This is a genomic window from Proteiniphilum acetatigenes DSM 18083, from assembly GCF_000380985.1.
Classification (GTDB): domain Bacteria; phylum Bacteroidota; class Bacteroidia; order Bacteroidales; family Dysgonomonadaceae; genus Proteiniphilum; species Proteiniphilum acetatigenes.
The window spans coordinates 370,698-393,380 of the sequence record NZ_KB905693.1 but is presented as its reverse complement, the minus strand read 5'-3'; the positions used below and the strand labels follow the sequence as shown (position 1 = coordinate 393,380).

Genomic DNA, 22,683 nt, shown 5'->3' with positions numbered 1-22,683 from the left:
GAAGGCAACACTGTTTTCCTCCTGTTTTATTTTCCGGAATGATAAAACGCCATCCGGAATACCGTCCATCCATCTTTAGTGAAATGGGTCAATGTTCCCCCGTGCAGGCGCATAATATATCGCGACACACTCAATCCGATTCCGGTACCGGAATGCTTGGTCGTGAAAAACGGAACAAAAATATTAGGTAGCACATCTTCAGCGATGGGCTGTCCGTTATTGCATACATCCAGATATGTTTTCTCCTTTTCTTCCGTCAATTCGATCCTGATCTGTCTCCCTTCCCCTGAAATAGCTTCGACAGCATTCTTCAACAGATTGAGTAACACCTGCATGATCTGCGATTCATCCAACGGTCTGACAGTAGGTTCGATAGGCAGATTCAAGGTCACCGGTATTCTTTTTTCTTCAAACATAACTGCTTCCAGCACTATTGCCCGCTCGATGACTGACTGCAACGAAACCGGGTTTAGTTGAGGCTTAGGAATTCCCGTAAACCGGCGATAGGAATTGACAAAACTTATTAAGCCTTTGGCCGTCGAATTGATTGTCTGCAGCGCCTCTATGGTATTCTGCATCAGAGAATCCTCTTCATAAGGTTCGTCCTTTCGGAAAGCAGATAGCAACGTATCGGTCAGCGACGTAACAGGCGCAATGGAGTTCATAATCTCATGCGTCATCACACGGATCAACCGTATCCACGAATCCATTTCCTTATAATCGAGTTCACTCCCGATATTGTTCAGCGTAATGATCTTCAGCCTTCTTCCTTGCAGCATGATCTCGGAAGCCCTCAGACTCAGCTGCATCTCCTCCCGTTCATTGGCTATTTTAATGGTTTTCGTGTCGGATGCCTCCAGATTGCGGAACAGATCAGGAAACGACCTGTCAATATTTGCCAGCTGATTGACATGGGTAAAAACCGGGAGACCCAATAACCGGTTAACAGTGCGGTTTATCTGTACCACTACACTCTCTTCATTCAGAATAACAATACCGGTAGATACACTCTCCATAATAACACTCAGGAATTTTTCATTCTCAATCACCTCTTTACGGGCTCTTGACAGGATCTCCTTAATGCGATTCATCATCTGATTCAACTCTTTCTCCCTCCTCGAAAGCTTGGTTTCAGCGAAATTGAAAGAGTAATCCCCATTATCCAGTGCGTTGAGCAGGAAAATAATATTCTTGTTGAACTGATTGTAACTCCGGCGCATATTATGGAGCAGGAAAAAGGCCAGAAGTATGGACAACACCATATAGACATATTTTGTTTGTATGGCAAAATAAGTGCTTATCACGACGGCTGCAATCAGCAGGATCATGTAGAGGTAAAGCTTGTATTCGATGGATTTAAACATGACTGTAGCGGTTAAAGCCCGTATTTCTTGATCTTGCTGTAAAGCGTAGGTCGGGAAACGCCTAATTCTTTGGCAATAGCTGAAATATTATTTCCGTAATTACGCATGGCCCGTTCGATGAGCACCCGTTCCATTTCTTCCAGGGTAACATTTTCGAGGTCTTTATTCTTCTCACTGCTATCCGGTGGCCGGAGGAACAGGTCGGACGAATCGATCACCCGGTTGTCAGACAAAATAAGTGCTTTCTCTATCGTATGCTCCAGTTCACGTACATTGCCCGGCCAGGCATATTCCTGCATCTTCGCAATGGCTTCTTTGTGTAGTGTTATTCCTGTTTTATTGTATTTCACAGCAAAGCGATGGAGGAAGAACGACGCCAGCCCGGGAATATCTTCTTTCCTGTTACGTAAGGGCGGCACTTCAATCTGAATAGTGTTGATGCGATAAAGCAGGTCTTCTCTGAAAAGACCGTTCTGTACATCCTGGAAAAGGTTATGGTTCGTGGCGCAAATCAACCGTATGTCCACCGCAACCGGCTTATTACTTCCTACCCGGATAATCTGTCGCGACTGCAAGGCATTTAGTAGTTTTGCCTGAAGCGGATAACTGAGGTTCCCTATCTCATCAAGAAAGAGCGTCCCTTTATCTGCCGCTTCAATCTTTCCTGCCCGGTCGCTATGGGCATCTGTGAAGGAGCCTTTTACATGGCCGAAGAGCTCGCTCTCGAACAGTGTTTCAGTGACCGCTCCCATATCTACTGTCACAAGCGACTCGTTAGACCGTGGCGAGAGTTGATGGATTTTGCGGGCAATCACTTCTTTACCGGTTCCGTTTTCGCCGGTAATTAAGACATTGGCATCCGTCTTTGCTACTTTCTCCATTACCCGTAACAGTTCCCGCATCGCTTGAGATTCTTCCCAATAGACATCACTTTCCCGGTTCAGTTGGGAGTTAAGCACATGCTGCTTCTCTTTCAGTCTGGTCACTTCCTTTCGCGATAGCCGTAATTCCAGTGCCGACTGTAATGTAGCTAACAGTTTGGCATTGTCCCAGGGCTTTACCACGAAATCGGAAGCCCCTTCTTTCAGTGCAGTCACTGCCAGGTCGATATCTGCATAAGCAGTAAAAAGCACCACCGGCAAATCTGGATTTACTTTCTTTATTTCTGCAAGCCAGTACAGTCCCTCGTTACCGGTGTTGATCCCCGCAGAATAATTCATGTCGAGTAACACCACATCGGGGTTCTTCTCCCTCAAATTTATCAGTAACGTGGTGGGCGAAGAGAGGAGGATCACCTCTTCGAAATGGGTATTCAACAGAATTTTAAGTGCACTGAGCACATTTTTATTATCGTCAACGACAAGAATTCGGCCTTGCTTCATTTTGTTTTTTTTGAAGTTAGAAGTTAGAACAAGAACTTGGAAATAAGAAGTCGGAAGTCAAGAAGGGAAGAAATGGAGAAGTCCACAAGTTTAATTACCAATTATCAATGACTAATTACCAATGAATCAATATAACAGAAATTACACACTCTATTTCCAAGATCCCAATTCCAATATCCCGAATTTTTCACTTTTCTCTATGTTTAATCTCAAATCTTGAATTTTGAATCTTAAATCCAGAATATTCCGAATACAAATGTAACCAAAATATTGTCAAATTATCAACACCACTGTAAAATAATTTTACAAATACAATAATAGCTCTTAAATATTAACACTCTAATAAACAAACAGTTAAATATTTTGGCATGATGTTGGTATATCTCTTCACAAAATATATTGAAAAAATGAATCGATTTTTATCTATATTACTGTTATTATTTGTTGTTTCTACCGCATTACAGGCGCAGGAAAAACAATGGTCATTGGATGATTGTATACAATACGCAGTAGAAAACAGTCCTAAAGTCAACAAGCAGAAAGCGCAGAACACCATTTACCAGCAGGACTACATGCTTGCTATCGGTAGATTACTCCCTTCGTTGAACGCCGGCACGAATGCATATTTCAATTTCGGCCGTGGGATAGATCCCGAAACAAACACCTATACAGATATTAATACCTTTAGTAATACCTATTCCGTCTATTCCAACTTAACGATCTTCGATGGTTTTTCGAATATCTACAGGATAAAAATGCAGAAAGCGAATAAGCTCGCAGGAAAGCAGCAGTTGGAGCAAGAACGCGAGATGGTGGCTTATGATACCATGGAAGCCTTTTTCAATGTATTGTACTACAAACGAATGGTACAACTGGCACAGGAACAGGCAGAAGAGAGCACCAATAATATGAAACAAGCGAAACGAATGGAAGAGCTGGGTATGAAAGCCAAACCCGACGTAGCGGAAATGGCGGCAAAGGAAGCGGCAGATATTTACAACCTTACGCGACAAAAAAACCTGCTTACCATCGGTATTATCCTACTCAAGGAAAGGATGAATTTTCCGGTAGAAGATGAACTGGATATCACAGATCAACAGACCGATGAATTGATCGTCAAGTCAGGCGAAACAGTTCCGGCAATCTATGAAACGGCCAAAGCGATTAATCCCAGAGCACTGTCTGCAGAATCAGCACTGAAAGTACAGGAAATGAATCGGCGTGCCGCCATCGCCGGCTTTTCCCCGGTCATATCGATGGAAGCCGGTTTATCGTCGGGATATGCAAGATACCTCGATGGAGATAATCTTGAATCTTTTTCCGAGCAACTCAAAAACAGACGGGGAACTTATGTCGGATTTACGTTGTCCGTCCCCTTGTTCACCGGTTTCTCAAAATCAACTTCCTATAAACGAAGTAAAGCGCAGGTAATCATTGCCGAAAGCGAGTTTCAGGAAACACTTCGAGCACTCTACAGCGAGATCGAACAGGCTGTTGCTGATATGAACGGGCAGGCGGATGCTTACCAACAGGCAGTGAAACAGCGGGAAGCGATGGAAGCTGCGCACGAAGCCAACCAAAGGAAATATGAAGAAGGATTGATCAGCCCACTCGAACTGCATACCAGCACCAACCGCGTAGTACAGGCAAAAGCGGAAGAGCTGAACGCCGAATTGCAATACCGTTTGAAAGCGCGCCTGGTACGCTATTACAAGGGGGAATCTTTTATCGGATTGGGATATGGGATTTGAGATGTCGGATGTGGGATAGCTTACGAAAAGTCTTGCATCTCTTAATAATGAATTATAAAATTAATTGAACGATATGACGGATATCTTAATTGAAAAGAAAAAAGGATTGAAGAAAAAACACATCCCATTCATCATTGGAGGGATAGTGTTTATGGTAGCCATTCTATGGCTTATCTTCGGTAATCATGCATCAAAACTGAATGTGGAAGCCAACCGCATCTCCATTCAATCCGCGACCAGGGGTGAATTTAACGATTACATACGTGTCAGCGGACAGGTGCAGCCCATCAGTACCATACAATTAAGTGCTATAGAGGGTGGTATGGTGGAAGCCAAATTGGTGGAAGAGGGCGCCGATGTAAAAAAGGGCGATGTGATCGCCCGCCTGAGCAATCCGATGCTGAGCCTGAACATACTCGACAGCGAAGCGCAACTGGCCGAAAAGCAGAACTTCCTTCGCAATACACAGGTAGCGATGGAACAGGACCGGCTGACACTGAGAAAGGAGAAACTGCAACTCGATCTCGATGTTACCCGCAAACAGCGCAAATATGCACAATACAAAAAACTGTACGAAGAGGAATTGGCTTCCAAAGAAGACTATCTACAGGCAAAAGAGGACTATGAATTTGCCGTGGACGGGCGACAGTTGGTCGTGGAACGGCAGAAGCAGGACTCCATTTACCGTAGCGTACAGATCGACCAGATGGAAGAGAGCCTGCACAATATGCGCCAGAACCTGATGCTGATTCGCCAACGGAGCGAGAACCTGAATGTCAAAGCACCGGTGGACGGGCAGTTGGGGTTACTGGATGTGGAGATCGGACAGAACATCCCGACCGGCGGACGTATCGGCCAGATCAGCGTACTGTCAGATTATAAAGTGGAAGCCATGATCGATGAACATTATATCGACCGGGTGAGAACCGGATTGGATGCCACGTTTGAACGGCAGGACAAAAACTTCGCACTACGTGTCCGGAAAGTATTCCCTGAAGTGCGCGACAGGCAGTTCCGTACCGAATTTACGTTTGAGGGCGAACGTCCCGACAACATCCGCGCCGGACAGACCTATTATATCAGCCTGCAATTGGGACAGCCGGTGGAAGCAGTCCTGATACCCCGCGGGCCGTTCTATCAGACTACCGGCGGACAATGGATATTCGTTGTTACCCCGGACGGGAACAAAGCAGTAAAACGCAGGATCACCATCGGACGGCAAAATCCCAATTATTACGAAGTGACAAGCGGTCTCGAGGCGGGCGAAAAAGTGATCACTTCCAGCTACGAAACATTCGGCACCGCCGAAGAATTGATTTTGAAGTAAGACATATATAATTATGAAACAAATTGTAAAAAGTCTGACACATGCATTCCGCCGTTTTAAAACGGCAAGTGTCTTGAATATTCTGGGTTTATCGGTTGCCTTTGCCTCCTTTATCGTGATTATGATGCAGGTCAGCTACGACTACAATTTTGATAAAGGAATAAAAGACTACGACCATATCTACCGTGTGGATATCGTCCATGAAGGTGGAACGAAACAAGCCGTCGTATCCCGTCCGTTGGCCGAACTTTTGTTCAAATCTTCACCGCATATCGAAGCCGGAGCAATAAGCAACCCTTTCTTTGGGGGACAGTTGTTTTTCGGTATTGATAAAGCCGGAGTAGTTTCATACTACAAGGAAAAGAGTACATTGATCTCCCCTTCTTTTACAAACGTCTTTCATTTCGATATATTAGAAGGGAAAAAGGATGTCTTGCATGAGCCGGATAAAGTGCTGATACCCGAAAGTATGGCACGGAAACTTTTCGGCAACGAAACGGCTTTAGACAAGCAATTGAAACGATCCGGCAATAATGATTACACGATAGGCGGTGTGTACAGGGATTTCCCCCGTAATTCTTCCTTACAGAATTGCATATACATTGCCATGCCTGAGAATGAGAATATAAATAATTGGGGTAACTGGAATTATAATGTATATATCCGCCTTGATGCGCATGGCGTTGCAGATAGCACGCTGCTCAATGCTAATTTCAGACAAAGCCTTCCGAAAGATATTAACATTGATTTCAGCAAAGCTTCGCTTCAATTCACACAATTACCCGATTTGCATTATACGACCGACGTGTTGTACGACAATTCTCCAAAATCAAGCCGGCAAACCATCGCGGTACTCTTTGCCATTGCTTTTGTGATTGTGATTATCGCGGCAGTCAACTTCACTAATTTCAGTGTAGCGCAGACTCCCATGCGTATTAAAAGCATCAATACGCAAAAGGTATTGGGCGCCACCGAGACCGGATTGCGGTTATCATTGCTGGCAGAGGCTATCCTGATCAGCGTATTGGCTTATTTGTTGTCACTGGCGCTTGTTTTTCTGGTTTCCCGGTCTCCTGTTGCCGATATGGTCGATATGGACATTACATTACAATCATACCCCGCCCTGATCGGTTTAACGGCGGTGTTGTCCATACTTACCGGCATTTTGTCGGGGCTTTATCCGGCTTATTATATCACCTCTTTCCAACCGGCAGTGGTACTTAAAGGTAGTTTCGGCTTATCACCCAAGGGCAGGAAACTGAGAAATATGCTGATTGGCTTTCAGTTTGTCATTTCGCTGGTATTGATGATGGTTGCAGGTTTCATGTACCTCCAAAACCAGTTCATGCAGAATTCTCCTTTAGGTTACGACAAAGACGCGCTCATTGTAACCGATATAAACAGTAATATCAACCAAAGCCGTGAGGTTTTTACGGACAAGTTAAATTCCTTTTCGGGCATAGACGGTGTTACCTGCGCCCAGTTTTTACTGTCGAGTTCGGAGCAATACATGGGCTGGGGACGTGAATACCGCGGCAGGAACATTCAATACCAATGTCTTCCGGTTGATGCGGACTTTCTCGAGGTGATGGGAATTGATGTCGTCGAAGGCAGGGGGTTCAGGGAAAACGACAAGGATACAGAAAATGGCGTATATGTATTCAACGAGAAAGCCCGCAGGGAATATGACCTGGAATTGAACAACCAGATAGACGGCGCGGAGATAGTGGGGTTTATTCCCGACATAAAATTCGCTTCTTTCCGTACCGAAATGGCCCCGATGGCTTTTTATGTCCGGGGAAAGCAAAACTGGGGTACATCAGCCAATTATGCCTATGTCAGGGTGAAAGCCGGAAGTAATTTCGGTACCGCTTTGCAGCATGTGAAGGAGACTCTGGGCTCCATCGATCCTGATTATCCGTTCCATGTGCGTTTTTACGACGTGGTGTTGAATCGATTGTATGAAAAAGAGCGGAAACTCAGTTCATTGATCACATTGTTCAGCCTGATTGCCATTATTATCTCTATGGTGGGCGTATTCGGCCTGGTAATCTTCGAAAGTGAATATCGCCGGAAAGAGACCAGTATCCGGAAGGTATTGGGTTCATCCGTCAGGGAAATACTTGTATTACTGAACAAGACATACATCATCACACTTTTTGTCTGCCTTATCATCGCTATTCCTATAGCCTGTTTTGCGGTGATTAAATGGCTTGAAAATTTTGCTTACCGCACACCAATCTATTGGTGGGTATTTGCATTGGCAGGCCTGGCGGTTTTATTGATTACGCTTATTACCGCAAGCTGGCAAAGTTGGCGTGCAGCAACCGCCAATCCGGTGGATTCATTGAAAACGGAATAAATTGATGGGATGATTTGATAATGAGCTGATGATTTTAAGAGACAAAATAATATGAACAACCTGAAATTAGCATATCGTAACCTGTTTCGCAAGAAACAAAACAACCTGATCAAGATTCTTTCATTGGGTATGGGGCTGGCTGTTGGGTTGGTGCTCCTCTCCAAAGTGAGTTTCGAGCGCAATTATGACGATTTCTATCCCGAGAACGACCGTATTTATCGCATTGAAAGCCGGGTAATACGCAATGACGAACCCAAAGACTATGGGAATGTGAGCGGCGCCATTGCTCCGGGAATGAAAGCGGAAGTGCCGGGAGTGGAAAGCGCCACCCGTTTTACCGGGCTGGAGTACGACGGTGTGTTTTATACACAAGAGAAGAATCGGGTGAAAGGTAACATCATCATGGCGGATGAATACTTCTTCGACATTTTTCCTCGCCCCATGGTTGCAGGAAATGCCAAAGAAACCCTCTCCCGCTCCATGTATGCCCTCATCTCTCACTCATTGGCAAAAAAAATGGGAAGAGATGTGGAGGGAAAGGTAATTATCCCGGAATCCTATCCCGGTAAAGAGATTACCATCGGAGGGGTTTTTGAGGACATCCCCGAGAACAGTCATAATCGGTACGACGTGATCATTTCTATGGCATCCATCTCCCAGTTCATGTGGGACGGGAGTAACAACTGGACAGGGAACGACCGTTATCAGGGATTCGTGAAACTGGCTCCGGGCATCACCCCGGAGAGCCTGGCGCCGGCTATACGGCAAATGCAGGAGAAGAATCAACCGCTGGAAGAGATGCGTAGTTCAGGGGTAGAACTTTCGTACACTTTGGCTCCTTTAACTACCTTGCACAGCGGCTCAAAAACAGTAAAAAACAGCACTTTAGTGTTGAGTATTATCGCCTTTTCCCTCCTACTGACTACGGTATTGAACTACCTGCTGATTGTCATTACCGCCTTGGTGCAACGCAGCAAGGAAGTCGCAGTGAATAAATGCTATGGAGCAACGAGATGGCATATCACCAAGCTTATTGCCACCGAGACGTTGCTTCATTTCCTACTGGCGTTGCTGTTGGCCGGGTTGCTGCTTTTTTCGTTCAGGAATACAGTGGAAGAAATTCTGGGGGCTTCCCTCCTCTCCCTATTCTCAACGAAAGCACTCTTTTTGTTGTCGGTCACTCTTGTCGTCCTATTTATTGTCTCGGTAGTGATGCCTGCCGCAACGCTACAACGTATCCCATTAGCTACTGTTTTCCGCAACAACAAGCGATTGAAACAGCACTGGAAACTGATGCTCCTTTTTGTGCAGTTCGGAGCGGCGGCATTTTTGCTCACACTGACAGGCGTGGTGAGCAAGCAGTACCATTTTATGGTGAACGACCATCCCGGTTATGACTACAGCAATGTGGCTTACATCACCCTCTCCGGCGTGGATAGCACCCGCAAACAAACATTGGGTATCGAATTGGAAAATCTCCCCGAAGTGGAAATGATCTCGTTCGCCACCACATTGCCGCTTTATTACATGTCGGGAAACAATGTATTCGTAGAGGGAAACGAGCAGGAACTGTTCAATATCGCCGACATGTATTATGCCGATGAGAATTTTCTGCCTCTGATGAATATTCCGCTCCTCGCCGGGAAAAATTTTAGTGAAAGCGACGACGTACGAAGTGCCGTGGTCACTGAAGTTTTCAGGGACAGGATGAAAACAATGGTTGGCTGGGAGGATGTGATCGGAAAAGAGGTGAGCATCACGGAACGGAATAACCGGGGCTTGTCGCATATTGTGGGCGTAATACCCAATATCCGTATCAGCTCTTTCGGGAATCAGGATACCCGGCCGGCAGTATTGCACTTCTCGGCTCATCGTCGGGATATTCTTCATTATTTTCAGGATTTCTTGTTGGTCAAACTCAAAAAGATGGATACTGAGGGAATGGCCGCGATCAACGAAACCATCAGACAACTACTCCCTGAAAGGGATATATCATTTGTTCCCTATGCCGATAGTGTTGTAAGGAGTTACGATAAGGATCGGCTGTTCAGGAATACCATCCTGATAGGCGCACTGATTACTTTACTGATTTCGCTGATCGGCCTGATAGGATATGTCAATAACGAAATGTCGTACCGTACTGCTGAAATAGCTATACGGAAAATAAACGGAGCCACACTTTTCGATATTTTGAAACTGTTCGCAACAAACATTCTCTATATTGCTCTTCCGGCAGTAGGTGTGGGTTGTATTGTCTCTCATTTTGTGAGTGCCGGATGGATGGACAATTTCAGTGAAAAGTGGGGATTTGCATTTGGGGAATACCTGATTTGCGGATTGCTGTTGCTGATAATAATTGAGGTGGCCGTCGTGATCAACTGCATGAAAGCGGCCCATCAGAACCCTGTGGATTCTCTGAAGAAGGAATGAATGGAATAGTAGTACAAGAAAGTGGGATTTTGATTCGGGATTTAGGTTTTTCTACTCTACCTTTTACCGCATCGCCCTATCATTTTCCCACTTCTTCACTTTTCAACTTCAGAATTCAAACATACTAATTTTCAACTAAAATAAATAAATTTACAATTATGATTAAGATTAATGAATTAAAAAAAGTATTCCGTACGGAAGAAGTGGAAACCATCGCGTTGAATAACATTTCAATGGAGGTGAAAGAGGGCGAATTTGTGGCAGTTATGGGGCCGTCGGGGTGTGGTAAATCGACCCTGCTGAATATCCTCGGGCTACTGGACAACCCTACGTCGGGTGAATATTACCTCGATAGCAAAGAGGTCGGCCACCTGAAGGAAAAAGAACGCACGCAGACGCGCAAGGGAAAAATCGGCTTCGTGTTCCAGAGCTTCAACCTGATCGAGGAAATGACAGTATATGAAAACGTGGAACTGCCGCTCACCTACCTCAAAGTAAAGCCGTCGGAACGCAAGAGACGGGTAGAAGAAGTGCTTCGCCGCATGAACATCAGCCACCGTGCGGGACATTTTCCGAATCAACTTTCGGGTGGACAGCAGCAGCGCGTAGCCATTGCCCGTGCCGTGATCGCCAACCCCAAACTGATCCTTGCCGACGAGCCGACCGGGAACCTGGATTCCAAGAACGGGAAGGATGTGATGGACCTGCTTACCGAATTGAACAGGGAAGGAACCACCATCGTGATGGTAACCCACTCGCAACACGATGCCTCGTTCGCGCACCGCATCGTCAACCTGTTCGACGGACAGATCGTCACCGAGGTACAGATGTAATAGTAATCGGCCGTCGGCATTCAGCAAGAACTTCCTTGCACGAGTGAAAGTCTTTATCCATTGTCAATTGTCCATTATCAATTATCAATTAATATGCTCAACTTAAAGACCTATCTGAAATTCCTTTCGCGCAACAAGCTCTACACGTTTGTTTCTGTCGTCGGGTTTTCCATCTCGCTGATGTTCGTCATTATTCTGGGACTATATGTCAGGCAGCAACTCTCGGTGGACGATTTCCAGGAAAATAAAGACCGTATTTTCCTGATTGCGAACGGCACCGAGTCGATGCTGGGAAATCCCGTACCGCAGTTTGTGAAGGACAATTGTCCCGAAGTGGAATCGTTTGCCCGGGTACTTTCCCGCGAAGTGGCGCTCGGAAAAAAGGGACTCGACAAGGTAAAAGTAAAGGCTTTATTTGCCGACTCTACATTCTTCCATGTCTTTTCCTTTAAAGTCCTCGAAGGCGACCCGGCACGGGTGTTGGAAGCACGTAAAAGCGTGGTCGTTACCCGCAGCTTTGCCTCCCAATATTTTGGGGATGAGGATCCCGTCGGCAAAAGCCTCTTTATCGATAACAACGAACATACCATCACGGGAATAATGGGAAATATGCCGGAAAACACCATTATTCCCGATGCGGAAATACTCGTTAACTACAATTCCATCACCCAATACTGGGGCGATTATATACTCGAAACAAATAACAACTTCGGCTTTACCGCCTTTTTTCTCGAAAAAAAAGGTGCGGATTTTACATCGAAATCACCCGCGTTGCTCGATTTGTTCAAGGAGAATTTTTGGTTTTACAAAAGAGGATTTGGGAAATCGGTAAATATCATTCCCCTGAAGGATGCCTATTTTACGCTTACCTATTCAGGTTATGGGGTTTTAAAACACAACAGCAGAACCGCCATTACGGTCTATATGGCAATCGCTATCCTGATATTGGTGATCGCCCTGTTGAATTATATCAACCTCACGGTAGCGCAGGCAGGATTCCGCGGTAAAGAGTCGGCCATCAAAAAGCTGCTGGGAAGCAGCAAATCCAGACTGGTTTCCCAACTCCTTACCGAGTCGCTGCTGATAACCGCCGTTACTTTCCTTGCCGGGCTACTGCTGGCATTTCTTGCCGAACCGTTCTTTAACAACGTACTGGACACAACGCTTGATCTGGCGCATCAGTTTACACCCGCCATGATCGGAACATCTATCCTCTTCGTATTGATCATTTCGTTCGTCGCAGGGATTATCCCGGCACTCATCATCTCCAACTTCAACCCGCTGGAAGTGGTGAAAGGGACTTTCTCCCGGAAAGTGAAATCGTCCTATTCCAAAGTATTGATCATATTCCAATATACAGTGGCAATTGCATTACTTATATGCGCCATTTTTATCCAGCGGCAGTCCGATTTCCTGATCAATTACGATATAGGATACAACCGCGAGGGGATTCTGGAAATAGACAACACCGGGTTAGATACAACGCAGATAGACGGGTTTAAAGCAAAACTTCTGGGAATTCCGGGCGTGGACCTGGTCTCCTTTTCATGTGGGACGCCCCTCGGTGGCGGCAATAACAATTCTTATGAGCAAGACGGTGAGCAGTTCAGTTTTCAGGAATTTTATGTGGATTCGGCATTCTTTCAAATATACGGCATCACAATTGAACCGACCGGTATTCCGTCTACGAAAGAGACCTGGTGGTTGAGCGATAAGGCATACAAAGCGGTACATGCGGATCCGGCAACACAAACATTCCGCGTTTGGGGCGGAGAGGATAAAGCGCAGATCGCGGGTATTTTCAACGATTTCAAGATACGCACCTTGGAGCGGGAGTACAACATGTTACGCATGCGTTGGCGAAGAAGCAATGAAGAACCATGGAATATTATTGTGAAAATGATGCCGGGAACCGATTATTACGGTACGGCAAAACGCATTGAAAAAGAATATACCCAATACACCAGAGGAGAACTGTTCGAAGCCCGGTTTGTGGATGACGGGATTCAACAGAATTACGAAAGCGTCCGGAAAACATCATCCATTATGAGCGCCTTTACGATACTCACCATTGTCATTATGGTGATGGGCGTGTTTGCCATGTCGCTCTACCTGATCCGTCAGAAGGAGAAAGAGATCGCCCTGCGGAAGATTAATGGCGCTACGGAAAAAGAGGTGCTGTTCCTGCTTAACAAAGACTCGCTGAAAAGAGTCGCTATCGCGTTTGTGGTCGCCTGCCCTGCCGCGTACTACGCCATGACAAAATGGTTCGAGAACTTTCCCTACAAAATCGGACTTTCATGGTGGGTATTTGCTGTCGCCGGATTGGCAGTACTTCTTCTCACTTTGATTTCGGTAAGTTATATGACCTGGAAAGCGGCACGGGCCAACCCGGTGGATTCGTTGAAAGGAGAGTAATTTAATGTGCCAATAGTTCAATATGCTAATATGCCAATAAGAATAATGTAGGAAGGTGGGAGAATGGGAGAATGGGAGAATGGGAGAATGGGGAGATGGGGAGATGGGGAGACCGGGAGAGTAAAAGGGTGATTTTAATCAATAATTACCAATCACTAATTACCAATTTATCAGCCTGATATAATTCCAACATCCCAAATCCTACATCCTACATCCTACATCCCAAATCTGAAATATATAAAATGAATATAACCGTTATTTTTCGTCGTCTTGTGAAAAGCAGCTCCCTGCGTATTGTCAATTTGTTGGGTTTGTCGGTGATCTTCGCCTGTCTGCTCTTGTCGTATCAATACATCCGGAAGGAGTTGAGCTACGACCGTTTCAATGAGAATGCCGACCATATGGTGCGGTTATCGATACAATATGACGATGAACCTCTGGACGGACGCCTCTATCTGCAAAATGTGGAATCGGAACTGGAAAAAATTGCAGAGATCGAGCAATTTGTATCCATCTCCAAAGTCAACACAGCTGTATTGACCTATGCGGGAGAACGGCGCATCATGAACGACTTCTATGCAGTCTCCCCCAATTTCTTCGAGGTATTCAGCTACTCGCTTGCTGCGGGTGATCCGTCGACCGTACTGAAATCACCGGAGAGTATCCTCGTCAGCCATTCCCTGGCACAGGAACTATTCGGTAACGAGAGCCCTTTGGGGAAAGAACTCTCCCTGGAAGGGCGGCGAATGGATTCAAAGACTTATTTTGTGAGCGGCGTTTTTGATGATTTCCCCGAAAACTCCCACTTCCATACCGACCTGCTCTTTCACCGACGGCACGATGTACCCGAATGGACCTATGTCTATCTTTTACTGAATGATAAGGATGGCATCCCCCAGGTGAAAAAACAGGTTGAAGCCCATTATGATGCATTTGAAAATTTAACGGAGAAAGTGACAGCTCACCTGATGCCGCTGACAGATATCCATCTCCATAGCCGTGCACAACGGGAAATGGAGCATAACGGAAATATCTATTACATCTATCTGATTACAGGAGCCAATATCTTGTTGTTAGTGGTGGTATTATTCAATTTATGGCTGAATCATAGCCTCCTGTTTTCCTACAATAAAAGGTATTACCAGCTATTGAGGCTAAATGGTGCCGATGCTTCCACCATCCTCTATAATGAAGCTATACCGGCCTTTCTGGTCGGCCTGCTTTCCATCCTGTTCGGAGGAATAGCTGCTTACTATCTGGCTCCCACCCTTCATTTTGCAACAGTCAACTTATTCTCCCATGGGACAATATGGTTGACCCTCTGTTTTTGGGGGATTACCCTTTTTGTTTCCTTTATACCCGCACTGGCAAGTATTTCCTCTACCATGTTTATCAGTACGCGGGACAGCCTCAGCCCTACCCGTTTCTCATTCGCCAATATCCGGTATATGCTTGTAATGCAATACGCGATTGTGATATTTATCGTGATCATCTCATTCGGTATATCAAGACAACTCGACCTGATAAAAACAACGCAAGTTGGCGGTAAAACAGAGAATATTCTTGTAATGGAGGAGCAACCCGATGACGTAAAAGAGCGCTATGAACTATTGAAAACGGAGCTGCTGAAACATCCGGAGATAGAAGAGGCTACTACCGCATTTCAGTTGCCCGGCACTGCTATTCGGGATGGTATAAACCTCACTGTGGAGGGTAAAAGCGAATCCCAGTTCTTACCCATTCTCCTGGTTGGAGAAGACTTTTTTTCGTTTTTTGATATCAAATTCATTGCAGGGAAGGTATTTGATCCCTATAAAATGACTTACAAGGAAGAATCCGACATTTTGATGAATTATCTTGCAGGCAAAGAAATCCCAATTGATTTAACGGAACAATATATGCTCAACCGTAAAGCGCTCAGCGTGCTGGGATTCAACTCTCCGGAAGAAGCGATCGGGAAAAATATACAAATCACTCATGGTTCTCTCGACTATGTAAATAAAGGAACAATCTGCGGCGTGACCGATGACTTTACCTATATCAATATCTACGAAGAATCCATCCCAATGCTGATCATGCAGCGGCAGATGTTCCGGCATTGTTTTATGCTGAAATTCGGGCCGGGCAAACAGGAAGAGGGCGTGAAGATATTCAACGAAGTATGGAACACGGTCAACCCTGATTACCCTGCCAATTACAGTTTTTTACAGGACGTCTATGGAAAAGTCTACCGGAATGAGTTCAACGCCGGAAGGCTTGTCAACCTGTTTTCATTGTTATGCCTAATCATTGCCAACCTGGGATTGATCATCTTTATGGCGTTTATCGTCAAACGGCGGCGGAAAGAGATCGCCATCCGCAAAGTAAACGGAGCACAGCCCGGACAGATCATCCGGATGCTGAATATGAATTTTATCTACCGCATCCTCTTCGCCTTTGTCATCGCTTCACCCCTCGCCTGGTGGGTCATGCAGCAATGGCTGACCGACTTCGCCCATAAAACCACACTCGACTGGTGGATATTCGCTCTGGCAGGCATTGCCGTGTTGCTGATATCAGTCGCTTCGGTATCGTGGCAAAGCTGGCGGGCTTCCACCCAAAATCCTGCAGAGGTGGTGAAAAGTGAATGATAATCGTTAGTAGAAAAGCAGATGAAATAGGAAGGGATTCTCGTTCAATCGGTAATTGAATATATATACAAATAAAAAAAATTAATAAAAAAATGAAGCAACGTTTTTCCATCTTGTACATCTTAATAGTATAATCTACAATGTGTGGTCATATTACAAGGTTGTAATTCCACCAGCAACAATATTACACTGTATGAGGCAACGATGAAAATCTTTACCGGGACAGAATTGATTTCTAATAACTAAAAAGTACTGGTATGAAACGATCAGCACAATGCTTCCTGATTGGATTACTTTTTTCCGTTCCACTTTTTTGGCAGGGCAATCTACATGCACAATCAACTTTTTCCGACTCAAAAGGTGCCATTGGCATCACCTATTCCGGTTTAGGGGACAATGATGCCTTCTATTTTGAAAGCCTTGATGGGGCGGGTGGATATGTCGGCAAGGGGTATTATTCTTTGGGAATTACCTATATACGCCCTCTCACAAAACGTTTGGATATAGAAACCGGTATCTCCTATAGTAAATATACGTATCAATTCAGTAATGCATCGCTTGGACCGGATGCGCCGGAGCCCTACAATGTAACGAATGCTGTAGTCGATATACCGGTAACGGTGCGTTGGGCATTTTTGAAATATTTCTTTTTGAACGGAGGATTGTTACTTGGGATAGATACCGGAAAAGAGAATCATCTGGATAGCCAGACCGGCATTGGTGCGACTATCGGTGTCGGTGCAAAATATAACCTGAAAAATATACCGGTAGGCTTGTTTGTCAATCTCTACTATAAAATGCATAACCTGATCCCTTTTTCTATGGAAAATTATCATCAGCGTACAGACGAAAGTGGCTTCCGTTTGGGTGTTGTCTATTATCTGCATTGAGTTTATTCACATATTGCTAAAAATATGAAACAATCAAGAGGTAAAATATTTCATGTTTGCCATATAATCTTAATGGTTGGTTGTTTCCTATTGAAGTCCAATTTCTCACTTGCCCAGGAACAAGCATCACTTAGTTTAGATGGAGGTTTGTATGCCAATTCAGAAAATGTAGCAGCCCATTTTTCTGTTAATCGTAACTGGTTATTTAATCCCGGTTTTGGTGTTTCTGGAGGAGTTATGTTTGCCGCAGCTTCACTGGATATACCCCAGTGGTCGAACGTAGAACAAACCAGTAGTTATTATTTACATAATAAAAGTGCAAAACACCTGAACATAGTCTTATCTACTTTTTATATGCGCTCACTTATCGGGAATACCGGAATATACGGAAATGGCTCTTTCTTATTTGAACCAATTCCGTTTGATTATATTTCGATAGAAAAGCGGACAGGAAGTGATTTGAACCGGCAACCGGAGATTATCGGGAAGTTCCAATTCTCCAAATTTTCACCCGGTGTATTTGTGGAGGCGGGGTTATTTCACCATTTCAAAAGAGGAGATAAAGGGTTCAGGCTTTTTATCGGTCTCGGGTATGGTTGGTACGATATGTACACCGCTCACCGAAGTGTTATCCTCGATGGGCAATCTCTCTCAAAATTTCTTTCACAAAATAATAACTATGGTAGGATTACGATAAGGATTATGTGAAATTTTGCCGATAAAAAACGCGACCATAGAATGAAATATCCTGTTTTACCAACCCTGACAGAATCAGAAGGTATCGGACGGATAAGATCCACTTCACGGATAAACTCGTATCGGAAAAGACAGGACAGACAGGCATTAATGAAAGTTATCATGCTTATATTGACAAATTGACAAGAGTTTATTTTACAAATTGATAGAAGTTTTTTGAAAAAAACTACATGGAGAGTGGAGCTTTGCCCGAACTTTTTATTTTGCCCAAAGATGAGACAAAAAAATAGATTATATCAATGATCTGTCGTTCAAAAATTGGCTCTATTCCGGATTTGGCTACGGCATGGATATAAGCCGGAAAACCTGGTTTATCCGGAACTCCGACGTGCAGGATACGACGTATATGCAGGCTCCCTTAGAGACAAGGGGGTTGATTTCGTGGCAAAAAGAGATATAATTCCTATTATAACAGTTGAATTCATGCAATGAGCAGTACGCATAATCTTCGATAATTTTTCACTTTTAGTTTTTCACTTTTTATTTTTAGTCTTTTGGTAATTGGTAATTAGTAATTAGTAATTGGTAATTTAATAAGATAGATACCATCACCCGTTGATAACTTCTGACAATAACTCCGAGAATGTTGGTCGAATTTCCGTATTTTTGTAGAATATAGGATGCGCCTCAGGTAGGCTCAAACAAGTTTGGCTTACCTTTCGGCTTTCACTATATTTGCCCTACTCAGAATTCACTAAAGTTAGACTATTTCTCGCCATGGCAAAGTTCAAACAAGTTTGACTTTGCTCATTTAGCTTAACGAAATAGTCTAAAAAATACGACCAAATTATATGCATCCGTTTGTACATCTACATGTTCACTCGCAGTATTCACTGCTCGACGGGCAGGCAAGCATACAACGCCTGATCGACAAAGCCGTAGGAGACGGTATGAAAGCGCTGGCGCTGACCGACCACGGTGCCATGTACGGCATCAAGGAATTCCTCAATTATGCCGCCAGGAAAAATGCTCCGGTAAACGCAGAAATAAAAAAAATAAAGAGCGAGATAAGCGATCTGGAGAAGAAAGGGGAAAGTGGAGAGAAGATCGGGCAACTCCGTCAAAAACTCACCGAGACGGAAAGTAAACTGTTTAAACCGATAGTAGGGTGCGAATGCTACGTGGCACGCCGTAACCGTCATCTGCAGTCGGAGAAGATCGACGGCAGCGGGTGGCACCTGGTCGTGCTTGCCAAGAACCTGCAAGGGTATAAAAACCTTATCAAGATGGTCTCCAAGAGCTGGACCGAAGGCTTTTACTATCGCCCACGTATCGATAAGGAACTACTCGAACAATACCACGAAGGACTGATCGTCTCCTCAGCCTGCCTTGGCGGTGAAATCTCCCGGAAAATCGACAGCGGACAGATACAGGAAGCCGAAGAGGCGGTACAGTGGTTCAAAGGCATTTTCGGTGAAGATTACTATATCGAACTCCAACGACATAAGACCGACAGGGTTGATGCCGACCAGACCACCTACCCCAAACAGGAAAGAGTAAATCAGGAGCTGATCCGTATCGCCAGAAAATATGATGTGAAGATAATCGCGAGCAATGACGTTCATTTCGTGAACGAAGAGGACGCCGACGCGCACGACCGGTTGATCTGCCTGAGCACCGGAAAGGATTTCGATGACCCCAACCGGATGCGATATACCAAGCAGGAGTGGCTGAAAACTACTGCTGAAATGAACCGTATCTTTGCCGATATTCCCGAGGCGTTGATCAACACACTGGAAGTCGCCGACAAAGTCGAATGGTATTCGGTAGATCATGCAGCCCTGATGCCCTTCTATCCTATCGATCCTGCTTTCGGTACCGAAGAGATTTATAAGCAAAAATATTCAGAAAAGGAACTGGTCGAAGAATTCGGCACAGCCAATTTCCATCGCCTGGGAGGCTATGACAAAGTTATCCGTATCAAGTTGGAAGCCGACTATCTTGCATATCTCACTAAAAAAGGTGCTCAAAAAAGATATGGAGATACGCTCTCTCCGGAAGTTGAGGAGCGACTCGAATTCGAATTGGAGACCATCAAGACTATGGGTTTTCCCGGCTACTTTTTGATTGTACAGGACTTTATCAATGCGGCCCGGGAAATGGATGTGGCTGTCGGCCCGGGGCGTGGATCGGCTGCAGGTTCTGCTGTAGCATATTGCCTGAGGATCACCGATATCGACCCATTGAAATATGATCTGCTGTTCGAGCGTTTCCTGAACCCCGACCGTATCTCGATGCCCGATATCGATATCGATTTCGATGATGAGGGTCGCGGAAAGGTATTACGCTGGGTGACGGAAAAATACGGCAGTGAGAAGGTAGCGCATATCATCACCTATGGCACGATGGCTACAAAATCGTCGATCCGCGATGTGGCACGTGTACACAAGCTGCCTCTGTCCGAATCGAACAGGCTCGCCAAGCTCGTGCCCGACAGGATACCCAACGTCAAAAAAATCAATCTGAAAGCAGCGATAGAGAATGTGCCCGAGTTGCAGGAGGCTGCCCAGAGCAACGACCCGCTGGTGAAAAGCACGTTGAAGTATGCCGCAATGCTCGAAGGGAACGTACGAAGCACAGGAGTCCATGCCTGCGGCGTAATTATCGGCCAGACCGATATTTCAGATGTAGTTCCCATCAGCACGGCAGAAGATAAAGAGACCAAAGAGAAGCTGCTGGTCACACAATATGAAGGGTCAGTGATCGAGGAGACAGGGTTGATCAAGATGGATTTCCTCGGGCTCAAAACGCTTTCCATTATCAAAGATGCGCTATCCATCATCGAACAAAACCGGGGAATAAAGATAAACATCGACGCCATCGACATGAACGATGAGGCTACTTACAGGCTCTATTGTAACGGACAGACCACCGGGACCTTCCAGTTTGAATCGGCAGGTATGCAGAAATACCTCAAAGAGTTGCAACCAAGTAAGTTTGAAGACCTGATAGCGATGAATGCCCTCTACCGTCCGGGGCCCATGGACTATATCCCTTCTTTTGTGGCCCGTAAGCACGGCAGGGAGGAGATCGCATACGACATTCCCATCATGGAGAAATACCTGGATGAGACCTATGGGATCACCGTCTATCAGGAGCAGGTGATGCTTCTGTCCCGTTTGCTCGCCAATTTCACACGTGGACAATCGGATGAGTTGCGTAAGGCGATGGGAAAAAAACTGATCGACAAGATGACGGCGCTAAAGGAAAAATTCATCGCAGGCGGTACAAAGAACGGATATGACGCAAAAGTGCTCAATAAGATATGGAACGACTGGGAAAAGTTTGCCTCTTACGCTTTCAATAAATCGCACGCGACCTGTTATTCTTGGGTAGCTTACCAGACAGCGTGGCTCAAGGCCAACTACCCGTCGGAATACATGGCGGCGGTACTCTCCAATAACCTGAACAACATCACTGAAATCACCAAATTCATGGATGAGTGCATGGCGATGGGTATCAACGTGCTTCCTCCGGACGTGAATGAGTCGATGCTGAAATTTTCCGTGAATGACGCAGGTGATGTCCGCTTCGGACTGGCGGCCATCAAGAGCGTGGGACAAAATGCGGTAAACGATATCATCGCAGAGCGTATACAAAACGGCCGTTATAAAGATATTTTCGATTTTGTGGAACGTGTAAACCTTTCTTCCTGCAACAAAAAGAATATTGAGGCTTTGGCACTGGCAGGAGCTTTCGACTCCTTTCCCGGTATACAGAGGGAGCAGTTTGCTGCCCAGAACAGTAAAGGCGAAGAATTTTTAGAGACACTCATCCGTTACGGTAATAAGTATCAGCAAGACAAGATAGAAGCAATGAATTCGTTGTTCGGTGACGATACCTCTTTCCAGATAGCCCGTCCCGAAATTCCCCAGGCCGCCCGCTGGTCGGATCTGGAAAGGCTGAACAAAGAACGGGAACTGATTGGTATCTATTTATCGGCACACCCGTTAGATGAATATGAGTTTATTCTCAAATATGTCTGCAATGCAGATACGCAGCAATTACAAGATCTTGATTCTCTCAATGGGAAAGATATCACCTTTGGAGGCATTGTCACAGCTGTACGTGAGGGACAAACCAAAAGAGGTTCTCCTTACACTATCTTCAAACTGGAAGATTACGCCGGTAAGTATGAGATCGCACTTTTCAGCGAAGACAGTGTGAACTTCGGCAGATACGCACGTATCGGACTCTCTATCTATATTGAGGGAAAAGTACAGCCCAGACGTTACCGGGAGGGAGAGATGGAAGTAAAAATATCCTCCATTTCCCTGTTATCCGAAGTGAAAGACAAGCTGGTGTCAAAGATCACTCTGCAAATTCCTCTTTCAGAAATAGATGACACCTCCGTAGCTGAATTATCGGCACTTGTAAAAAACAATTCCGGAAATTCATTGTTATATTTCCAAATTATTGGTGAAGAACCGCACATGAGAATTCAGCTGTTTTCACGGCCAGCCAAAATTCAAGTAAATAAAAGGTTCATCGATTACTTAAAGAATAACTTATCTATCGACTTTAAAATCAACTAATAAAT

12 protein-coding genes are annotated in these 22,683 nt (G+C 45.1%); 10 read left to right on the top strand and 2 right to left on the bottom strand.

Annotation, left to right across the window (positions count from 1 at the left end):
• Positions 1 to 26: 26 nt before the first annotated feature.
• Entirely contained in the window at positions 27 to 1,364 is a 1,338-nt protein-coding gene (locus F597_RS0103600; protein ID WP_019538348.1) for a sensor histidine kinase, read from the bottom strand.
• 11 nt (positions 1,365 to 1,375) lie between these two features.
• A complete protein-coding gene (locus tag F597_RS0103595; protein ID WP_019538347.1) occupies positions 1,376 to 2,746 on the bottom strand; it encodes a sigma-54-dependent transcriptional regulator in 1,371 nt (456 codons plus the stop codon).
• Between the two features lie 407 nt (positions 2,747 to 3,153).
• Between F597_RS0103595 and F597_RS0103590 the strand changes: the two genes are divergently transcribed.
• The 10 genes from F597_RS0103590 to dnaE all read left to right on the top strand — a co-directional run bounded on the left by F597_RS0103590 (position 3,154) and on the right by dnaE (position 22,678).
• Complete coding sequence (locus F597_RS0103590) at positions 3,154 to 4,497, top strand: TolC family protein (protein ID WP_044060037.1); 1,344 nt, start codon at positions 3,154 to 3,156, stop codon at positions 4,495 to 4,497.
• 73 nt (positions 4,498 to 4,570) lie between these two features.
• Complete coding sequence (locus F597_RS0103585; protein ID WP_019538345.1) at positions 4,571 to 5,824, top strand: efflux RND transporter periplasmic adaptor subunit; 1,254 nt, start codon at positions 4,571 to 4,573, stop codon at positions 5,822 to 5,824.
• Positions 5,825 to 5,837: 13 nt separating this feature from the next.
• On the top strand, positions 5,838 to 8,186 hold the full coding sequence (locus F597_RS0103580) for an ABC transporter permease (protein ID WP_019538344.1): 2,349 nt from the start codon (positions 5,838 to 5,840) through the stop codon (positions 8,184 to 8,186).
• Positions 8,187 to 8,237: 51 nt separating this feature from the next.
• On the top strand, positions 8,238 to 10,616 hold the full coding sequence (locus tag F597_RS0103575) for an ABC transporter permease (protein ID WP_019538343.1): 2,379 nt from the start codon (positions 8,238 to 8,240) through the stop codon (positions 10,614 to 10,616).
• A 158-nt stretch (positions 10,617 to 10,774) separates the two neighbouring features.
• Complete coding sequence (locus F597_RS0103570; RefSeq protein WP_019538342.1) at positions 10,775 to 11,449, top strand: ABC transporter ATP-binding protein; 675 nt, start codon at positions 10,775 to 10,777, stop codon at positions 11,447 to 11,449.
• A gap of 93 nt (positions 11,450 to 11,542) precedes the next feature.
• Entirely contained in the window at positions 11,543 to 13,867 is a 2,325-nt protein-coding gene (locus tag F597_RS0103565) for an ABC transporter permease (protein ID WP_019538341.1), read from the top strand.
• A gap of 242 nt (positions 13,868 to 14,109) precedes the next feature.
• Complete coding sequence (locus tag F597_RS0103560) at positions 14,110 to 16,497, top strand: ABC transporter permease (RefSeq protein ID WP_019538340.1); 2,388 nt, start codon at positions 14,110 to 14,112, stop codon at positions 16,495 to 16,497.
• 257 nt (positions 16,498 to 16,754) lie between these two features.
• A complete protein-coding gene (locus F597_RS0103555) occupies positions 16,755 to 17,387 on the top strand; it encodes an outer membrane beta-barrel protein (protein ID WP_019538339.1) in 633 nt (210 codons plus the stop codon).
• Between the two features lie 24 nt (positions 17,388 to 17,411).
• Entirely contained in the window at positions 17,412 to 18,095 is a 684-nt protein-coding gene (locus tag F597_RS0103550) for a hypothetical protein (RefSeq protein WP_139224108.1), read from the top strand.
• Between the two features lie 839 nt (positions 18,096 to 18,934).
• The gene (gene dnaE / locus F597_RS0103540; protein WP_019538336.1) at positions 18,935 to 22,678 is read left to right on the top strand and encodes a DNA polymerase III subunit alpha; all 3,744 of its coding nucleotides are present in this window, start codon (positions 18,935 to 18,937) and stop codon (positions 22,676 to 22,678) included.
• Positions 22,679 to 22,683: the final 5 nt, after the last annotated feature.

Excerpts from the sequence above, each read along its gene's own strand:
- F597_RS0103595 (WP_019538347.1), bottom strand. The coding sequence starts at position 2,746 with ATGAAGCAAGGCCGAATTCTTGTCGTTGACGATAATAAAAATGTGCTC.
- F597_RS0103555 (WP_019538339.1), top strand. The coding sequence starts at position 16,755 with ATGAAACGATCAGCACAATGCTTCCTGATTGGATTACTTTTTTCCGTT.
- dnaE (WP_019538336.1), top strand. The coding sequence starts at position 18,935 with ATGCATCCGTTTGTACATCTACATGTTCACTCGCAGTATTCACTGCTC.
- F597_RS0103570 (WP_019538342.1), top strand. The coding sequence starts at position 10,775 with ATGATTAAGATTAATGAATTAAAAAAAGTATTCCGTACGGAAGAAGTG.
- F597_RS0103550 (WP_139224108.1), top strand. The coding sequence starts at position 17,412 with ATGAAACAATCAAGAGGTAAAATATTTCATGTTTGCCATATAATCTTA.
- F597_RS0103600 (WP_019538348.1), bottom strand. The coding sequence starts at position 1,364 with ATGTTTAAATCCATCGAATACAAGCTTTACCTCTACATGATCCTGCTG.
- F597_RS0103560 (WP_019538340.1), top strand. The coding sequence starts at position 14,110 with ATGAATATAACCGTTATTTTTCGTCGTCTTGTGAAAAGCAGCTCCCTG.
- F597_RS0103580 (WP_019538344.1), top strand. The coding sequence starts at position 5,838 with ATGAAACAAATTGTAAAAAGTCTGACACATGCATTCCGCCGTTTTAAA.
- F597_RS0103590 (WP_044060037.1), top strand. The coding sequence starts at position 3,154 with ATGAATCGATTTTTATCTATATTACTGTTATTATTTGTTGTTTCTACC.
- F597_RS0103575 (WP_019538343.1), top strand. The coding sequence starts at position 8,238 with ATGAACAACCTGAAATTAGCATATCGTAACCTGTTTCGCAAGAAACAA.
- F597_RS0103565 (WP_019538341.1), top strand. The coding sequence starts at position 11,543 with ATGCTCAACTTAAAGACCTATCTGAAATTCCTTTCGCGCAACAAGCTC.
- F597_RS0103585 (WP_019538345.1), top strand. The coding sequence starts at position 4,571 with ATGACGGATATCTTAATTGAAAAGAAAAAAGGATTGAAGAAAAAACAC.